The sequence below is a fragment of the Acutalibacter sp. genome, assembly GCF_056800975.1.
The window spans coordinates 1-6,537 of the sequence record NZ_JBQISV010000107.1 but is presented as its reverse complement, the minus strand read 5'-3'; the positions used below and the strand labels follow the sequence as shown (position 1 = coordinate 6,537).

Annotated in this window: 5 protein-coding genes and 1 pseudogene; 5 read left to right on the top strand and 1 reads right to left on the bottom strand. The window is 60.4% G+C overall.

The features are described 5' to 3' along the window. Together ACTO5E_RS09600 and ACTO5E_RS09595 are read left to right on the top strand one after the other, a co-directional pair. A pseudogene (locus ACTO5E_RS09600) lies at nt 1-196 on the top strand (nucleotidyl transferase family protein); the annotation flags it as partial. Between the two features lie 50 nt (nt 197-246). Further along, the gene (locus tag ACTO5E_RS09595) at nt 247-1,524 is read left to right on the top strand and encodes a M28 family metallopeptidase (RefSeq protein ID WP_482303236.1); all 1,278 of its coding nucleotides are present in this window, start codon (nt 247-249) and stop codon (nt 1,522-1,524) included. 116 nt (nt 1,525-1,640) lie between these two features. On the opposite strand, the gene ACTO5E_RS09590 is transcribed toward ACTO5E_RS09595, so the two are convergent. Further along, nucleotides 1,641-2,894 (bottom strand): prolyl oligopeptidase family serine peptidase, encoded by a 1,254-nt coding sequence (locus ACTO5E_RS09590; RefSeq protein WP_482303234.1) that lies wholly within the window; start codon nt 2,892-2,894, stop codon nt 1,641-1,643. Nucleotides 2,895-3,301: 407 nt separating this feature from the next. Here ACTO5E_RS09590 and ACTO5E_RS09585 point away from each other — a divergent pair, with 407 nt between their 5' ends. From ACTO5E_RS09585 to ACTO5E_RS09575, 3 genes are read left to right on the top strand one after another with little or no spacing between them, the layout of a single operon-like run. Then, nucleotides 3,302-4,489, top strand: coding sequence for an ABC transporter substrate-binding protein (locus tag ACTO5E_RS09585; protein WP_482303232.1), 1,188 nt, complete (start codon nt 3,302-3,304; stop codon nt 4,487-4,489). Beyond that, nucleotides 4,486-5,496: a FecCD family ABC transporter permease gene (locus ACTO5E_RS09580; protein WP_482303230.1), complete on the top strand. Its 1,011-nt coding sequence runs from the start codon at nt 4,486-4,488 to the stop codon at nt 5,494-5,496. Before ACTO5E_RS09585 ends, ACTO5E_RS09580 begins: the two co-directional genes overlap by 4 nt. Further along, complete coding sequence (locus ACTO5E_RS09575; protein ID WP_482303229.1) at nt 5,496-6,263, top strand: ABC transporter ATP-binding protein; 768 nt, start codon at nt 5,496-5,498, stop codon at nt 6,261-6,263. The genes ACTO5E_RS09580 and ACTO5E_RS09575 overlap by 1 nt, the downstream gene beginning before the upstream one ends. The last annotated feature ends 274 nt before the right edge of the window (nt 6,264-6,537 follow it).

Genomic DNA, 6,537 nt, shown 5'->3' with positions numbered 1-6,537 from the left:
GAAGGTGGAGGATGTGCGGCTCTACAAGGTAGATACCTTTGTAATGGGAGACGACTGGCAGGGAAAATTCGACTTTTTGAAGGAGCACTGCCAGGTGGTCAATCTGCCCCGCACGCCGGAGATCTCCACCACACAGATCAAAACGGATTTCGGCTATCTGGACCCGGAGGCGGGTGCGGACAGAGAAGTCAAATAAGGTCAAGTCAACCAAGTCCGTCAACATGATACAGAAAGGGAGAAAAGAGAATGGAAGTGTCAGGAAAGAGAGCCATGGAGCTGCTGGAAAAGCTGAACTTTACCCGGGTAGCCGGGTCCCCGGAGGAGCTGCGGGCCGCGGAGCTGCTGAAAGCGGAGTGCGAGGCCATAGGCGTGCCTGCCGTGATAGAGAGCTTTCCCATTGAGGACGCGGACATAGACGCCGCTACCTTGGAAATTCTGGAGCCCTACCATCAGGAGTACCCGGTGACAGGCTATAAGTGCGCCAAAAACACCTATCAGGGCGGTCTGGAGGCGGAGTTTCTCTATATTGAGTCGGGCAATGAGGTGGACCTGAGCCATGCTGCCGGCAAAATCGTGCTGGTGAACGGCTACCTGCGCCTGCCCCTGTTCCGCAAGCTGATGAAGGCGGAGGTGGCGGGCATTGTCACCATGGAGGGCGACCTGCGGGATGACCGGGAGGGCACGGACCTCTCTACCCGTATGCTGCGCCGGACCCTGCGGGCCTTTGGCAGTGTGCCCATGGTGCACACTCGGGTACTGGACGCTTTCGACATGGTGAAGCGGGGGGCCTGCAAGGCCCGGCTGGTGCTGAAAAACGAGACTGTGGAGCGCACCTCTCACAACGTGGTAGCTACCATTGAGGGCACTGAGCGGCCGGAGGAGATCATCTCCTTTGGCGCCCATTATGACTCGGTGGACTTCTCCAAGGGTGTCTACGACAACGGCGCGGGCTCGGTTATCAACATGGAGGCGCTGCGCTGGTTCAAAGAGAACCCGCCCAAGCGCACGGTGAAGTTCATGTGGTACGGCAGCGAGGAGATTGGCCTTGAGGGCAGCTGGGCCTATGTCAAGGCCCATAAGGACGAGCTGAAGGACCACCTGCTGATGATCAACACTGACGTGGGCGGCCCGGTGCTGGGCCGGGAGGGCATTGCCGTTACCGGTGAGGAGGACCTGGTGCACTATCTGCGGTACGCCACCCAGGTGCGGGGCCTGTCGGCAGAGGTGAAGCAGGGCATTTATTCCAGCGACTCCATCCCCTTTGCAGACAGCGGCATCCCGGCGGTGAACTTTACCCGCTTCGGTGCCCCGGGCGCAGCCTACATTCACAACCGATTCGACACCATGGCGTTCCTGTCGGCAGAGGCCCTGGAGAAAACCGCCCGGAACGTGCTGGCTTTCTCTCAGGACATGGTAAACGCGGCGGCTTTCCCGGTGAAGCGGGAGATTCCCAAGAATATGGTGGAGGAAGTGGAGAAGTATCTCTTTAAGAAGGAACTGGCAGAGGCAGAGGAGAAGAAGTAAAGGCGGCTGACCAACAGCATGACCCCATAAACCCAAAGGGCCCGGAGCAAATGCTCTGGGCCCTTTGGGTTAAAAAGGAGATTAAAAGATGAAAAAGATACTTATACTCGTTGTTGTCAGCCCTTTCTTTGCAGGGCCAGCCACTGCAGCAGGCTGACCTCCCGGCCCTCCCACAGCACGGGCTTGCCGTCAAAGTCCACCCGGCAGTCGTCGTTCAGCAGGGGAATCCACGCGAAATGGCCCATGTATTCAAAGGGCTTGCCCTCTGCGTCCACAAAGCCCTCATGAATATCCTCGATTTTGTCCCAGAAGGTAAAGTGCACGTTTTTGGCCCCTGCCGCCATCAGCCGCTGATAGGTGGGAACCACTGTCTCCTTGGGGAGCACCACCGGGTCGTTTTTGGCATGGGTGAACCAGATGGGCTTATCCTTGATGCCCGCTAGCTGCTCCTCGGTGATCACCTCGTCATACAAGGCCTCGCACACCGGGAACGCCGCCGCGAACAGCTCCGGCCAGTCCACCAGCATCCGCATGGTCATAAAGCCGCCGTTGCTGTCCCCGCCGATATAGACCCGGCTGGGGTCAATATGCTCCTTCTGCGCCAGAAAACCGTCAATACAGGCCTTCAACGCCTGGCTGTATATGCTTTTACCTGTGCGGCCATATTCGCCGCTGCCATCGTTCATCCAGAAGGTGGGCGTCTGGGGCGCCAGCACATAGGCGCCGCCAAAAAGCCTCTGCACCCCGGGGGAGGTGAGGGCCACCACCTTGTTTGCCGTGTAGGCGATGGCGGGGTCCTGCCCGCCCTCTCCCGCGCCGTGAAGCCAAATGATCAGGGGGCGGGGGCCGGGCTCTACCTGCTGGGGCACAAAATAGCCGTAGTTCAGGCCGTCTTCGCTGAAATGGTTCAGCCAGCCCTGGGCAGCGGGCATACTGTCGCCCAAGGGGAAGCCGAACCGCAGCCCGGAAATTCCTTCCACCGCCTTGACCTGCTGAATATCATAGCGCATGGTGACATAGACATTGTGCTCCTTGGGGCAGGAGACCCGGGAGGAGAGGGGGCAAAGGGGGCCGTAGTCCGTCTCCAGGGTGACAAATCCGCCGCCGGCTTCAGGCTGGCCCTGGCGGTCGGAGGGGTAAGCTTTTTTCACAGGGATATAGCCCTGACTGGGGACAAGGCTGTCCCGCTGGGTCCAGCTTTTGGGGAGCTGGTAAACCTGGCCCTTTTCGTCCAGCCGCTGAACATGGACGGAAAAGCAGGAGGGGTTCACTGCCTCAGAGGAAACCGGCTGGGGGAAGGGGAGAATAATTTTGGTGACATAGGGTCCAAAATCCGTGATTTCGGTATAAGTATAATAGCCTCTGCTCATTGGAACCTCCCGCGGGTGAATTTGAAAAATATATTATATTTACAGTATAGCGCAGTCGGCGGAGAATGTCAAGCAATATAACAGAATTTGCAGGTTGAGACTGGCTTTTATATGCAGAAAGCTGGATTGGGGAGGCTTTCTCTGAAACGGGGCGCGGCTTTTCGCTGGTTTGCCCAACGGTTGGTTGATTTTTGGGTTAAAATGCAAAAAGAGAGCCGCTGGGTTCTCTGCGGCGTTTTGAACTCCGGCAGCTGCTCCCTTGTCTTCTCGGCTTTTTCTCATGCGTTAAGACAGCTTCCGCATCGGGCGCAGGGATTTTCTGTCTCTGCCCTGCTCTTGACAGTTGTTTCTTCATATGCTAAAGTTTACCCAGCCCATCCGGGCGTTACAAAAAAGGAGGTTCCTTCATGAAAAATATCCCGCTAAAGCTGCTGCTCCTGGCTCTCTGTCTGGCGGTGGCGCTCTCTTGCTGCGCGCCCCAGCCGCCTGCCCAGAGCAACGCTGCCCCCTCGACGGCTGTCTCTGCCCAGGCTCCCGCAGAGAGCGCCTCCCCCTCCCCCGAGGCAGAGGATGCCCGGCTGCAATACGCCCGCCAGTTCACCATCACGCCCCAGGAGGACGGCTCCACCCTGCTAAGCGTGGAGAACGGCAGCCGCTATCTGGTGGTGCCGGAGGGGCAGGAGGCTCCCGGCAATGTGGAGGACGGAGTGGTGGTGATTCAGCAGCCGCTCGACCATGTCTACCTGACCGCCACTGCCGCCATGTGCTTTTTTGAGGCCCTGGACGGCGGGGAGGCGGTGCGCTTCTCCGGCACCAGGCAGGAGGATTGGAGCGTGGCCTATGCCCGGGCGGCCATGGAGCGGGGGGACATGGTCTTTGCCGGTAAATACCGGGAGCCGGACTATGAGCTGCTCCTCTCTGAGGGCTGCCGGTTAAGTGTGCAGTCCACCATGATTGACCGGCTGCCGGAGGTGAAGGAGAAGCTTCAGGAGCTGGGCATTCCGGTGCTGGTGGACCGGTCCAGCTTTGAGGAGCACCCTTTGGGCCGCAGCGAGTGGGTAAAGTTCTACGGCGTACTGCTGGGCCGGGAGGCGGAGGCCCAGGCTCTGTTTGAGGAGCAGGTGCGGCTGCTGGACCAGGTGGCCGCTCTGCCGGAGACCGGGCATTCGGCGGCGTACTTCTACTTTACCGCCGAGGGTCAGCCTGTCACCCGGCCTGCCGGGGACTATATCAGCGAGATGCTCCGGCTGGCCGGGGCGGAGAACCTTCTGGCCCATGTCAAGGGTCAGGGCAAGTCCGCCGCAGTCACCATGGAGATGGAGGACTTCTATACCGCTGCCCGGGAAGCGGATTTCCTCATTTATAATGGGGACATGTCCGGTCAGCTGGAGGATATGGAGCAGCTGATTGCCCTCAACCCCTTGATGGCGGACTTCAAGGCCGTGAAGGAGGGAAATGTCTGGTGCTGCCGCCAGGAGATGTTTCAGGCGACCCTGGAGATGGGGGTTGTTATTCAGGACTTCCACACCATATTCAGCGGGGAGGGGGACGCTCCTCAATATCTGTACCATTTGGAAGGCAGGGCCGGGCAGTGACAGAGCGGCGGCGATTCTTTTTGGTGTTTCTCCTGCTGGGGACAGTGGTTCTGGCGGCGTTGGGGGGAAACCTGTTCACTGGCAGCGCGGGTCTGAAGCCGTCGGAGACCCTGGACGGCCTGCTGGGCCGGGGGGACCCTCTGGCCCTGAGCGTGCTGTGGAAAATCCGGGTGCCCCGAACCCTGGCCGCCTGCCTGCTGGGGGGCGCGCTAGGGCTCTCCGGCTATCTGATGCAGTCGTTTTTTCACAACCCTATTGCCGGGCCCTTTGTGCTGGGGGTGTCCTCCGGGGCAAAGCTGGCGGTGGCTCTGGTGATGATTCTGCTGGCAGGCCGGGGCTGGGCTCTGGGCTCCGGGGCCATGATCGCCGCGGCCTTTCTGGGTTCCATGCTGTCTCTGGGGCTGGTGCTGGCTATTTCCCGGCGGGTGCAGCGTATGTCCATGCTGGTGGTGTGCGGGGTCATGATCGGCTATATCTGCACTGCCGTCACGGATTTCTTTGTCACATTTGCCGACGATGCGGACATTGTCAACCTGCGGGGCTGGTCTATGGGCAGCTTCTCCGGCACGACCATGGAGAATGTGGGAGCCATAGCCGCTGCTGTGGGAGCGGGGCTGCTGGGGTCGGTGCTGTTGGCCAAGCCCCTCTCCGCCTACCGCCTGGGGGAGGAATACGCCCGAAGCATGGGGGTGAATGTGCGGGCGTTGCAGGCGCTGTTGGTGGTGCTGTCCGGGCTGCTCTCGGCCTGTGTGGCGGCTTTTGCAGGGCCGGTGTCCTTTGTGGGCATTGCCGCGCCCCACATGGTACGGGTGTTCACTGGCAGCTCCAAGCCCATGGCGCTCATCCCTGCCAGCTTTTTGTGCGGGGCAGGGTTCTGTTTGGTGTGCGACATGCTGGCCCGCACAGCCCTTGCCCCCACCGAGCTGAGCATCAGCACCGTAACTGCCATTTTTGGCGCGCCCATTGTCATCGGTATGCTGCTGAGCCGCAAAAGGGGGGAGCTGTGATGCGTCCGCAAAAGAGAGAGGGAATTCTTCTCGCTGCCCAGGAGCTGACGGTTGGCTACCGTACGCCGCTGATTGAGGGCATTGCCCTGCAGGTGCGGCCTGGGGAGATTGTTGCGCTGGTAGGTCCCAACGGAGCGGGAAAGTCTACCATTCTGAAGACCTTGGCGGGCCAGCTGAAAGGCCTGGGGGGCAGCGTTCTGCTGGACGGCAGGGAGACGGAGGCCATACCGGCGGGGGAGAAGGCCAAGCGGCTGGCGCTGCTGCTTACCCAGCCGGTGCGCCCTGACCGCATGACCTGCCGGGAGGTGGTGGAGACAGGCCGCTACCCCTACACCGGCTATTTCGGCACCCTTTCCTCCCGGGACCGGGCAGCGGCAGAGGAGGCTATTGCTCTGGTAGAGGCCGGAGATTTTGCGGAAAGGGCATTTACCCAGGTCAGCGACGGCCAGCGGCAGCGAGTGCTGCTGGCCCGGGCCCTGTGCCAGGAGCCGGGAGCGCTGCTGCTGGACGAGCCCACGGCCTTTCTGGACATCTACCACAAGGCGGTCTTTTTAGAGCTGCTGCGGGGTATGGCGGACCGGAAGGGGCTGGGCGTGGTGGTGACCATGCACGAGCCTGAGCTGGCCGCCAGGGCCGCTGACTGGGCGGTGTGCATCAAGGCGGGAGAGCTCTACTGTCAGGGCCCAGCCCAAGAGGTGCTGACCCCAGAGGGCATCCGGGGGCTGTTTGATATGCCGGAGGCAATGTATGAGAAGTATTTCGGGTGACAGGCTCATGTGCCGCTTTGGGGGCGTCCCTCATAATAGTGGGGCTGTGAAACTCTGCTCCACCCTTGTCGAGGGACTGGGGGGCTTTGTGCGCTGGTGCAATGTTGGTAGACCGTGCAATCTGTTCTAGAGTCTGTTTTAAAACCGGAGAAATGTCGGATTTTTGTCCAAACACGAGGGCTTTCAAGGAAAAAACCGCAAGAAAGGCTTGCCGCCTTTCGAGGATTTTTGACGCAGAAAGCGCCGTTTTGGGGCAAAATAGACGGCGTTTCGG

Coding starts and splice junctions, on each gene's coding strand:
- ACTO5E_RS09575 (WP_482303229.1), top strand. CDS start 5,496: ATGCGTCCGCAAAAGAGAGAGGGAATTCTTCTCGCTGCCCAGGAGCTG.
- ACTO5E_RS09595 (WP_482303236.1), top strand. CDS start 247: ATGGAAGTGTCAGGAAAGAGAGCCATGGAGCTGCTGGAAAAGCTGAAC.
- ACTO5E_RS09585 (WP_482303232.1), top strand. CDS start 3,302: ATGAAAAATATCCCGCTAAAGCTGCTGCTCCTGGCTCTCTGTCTGGCG.
- ACTO5E_RS09590 (WP_482303234.1), bottom strand. CDS start 2,894: ATGAGCAGAGGCTATTATACTTATACCGAAATCACGGATTTTGGACCC.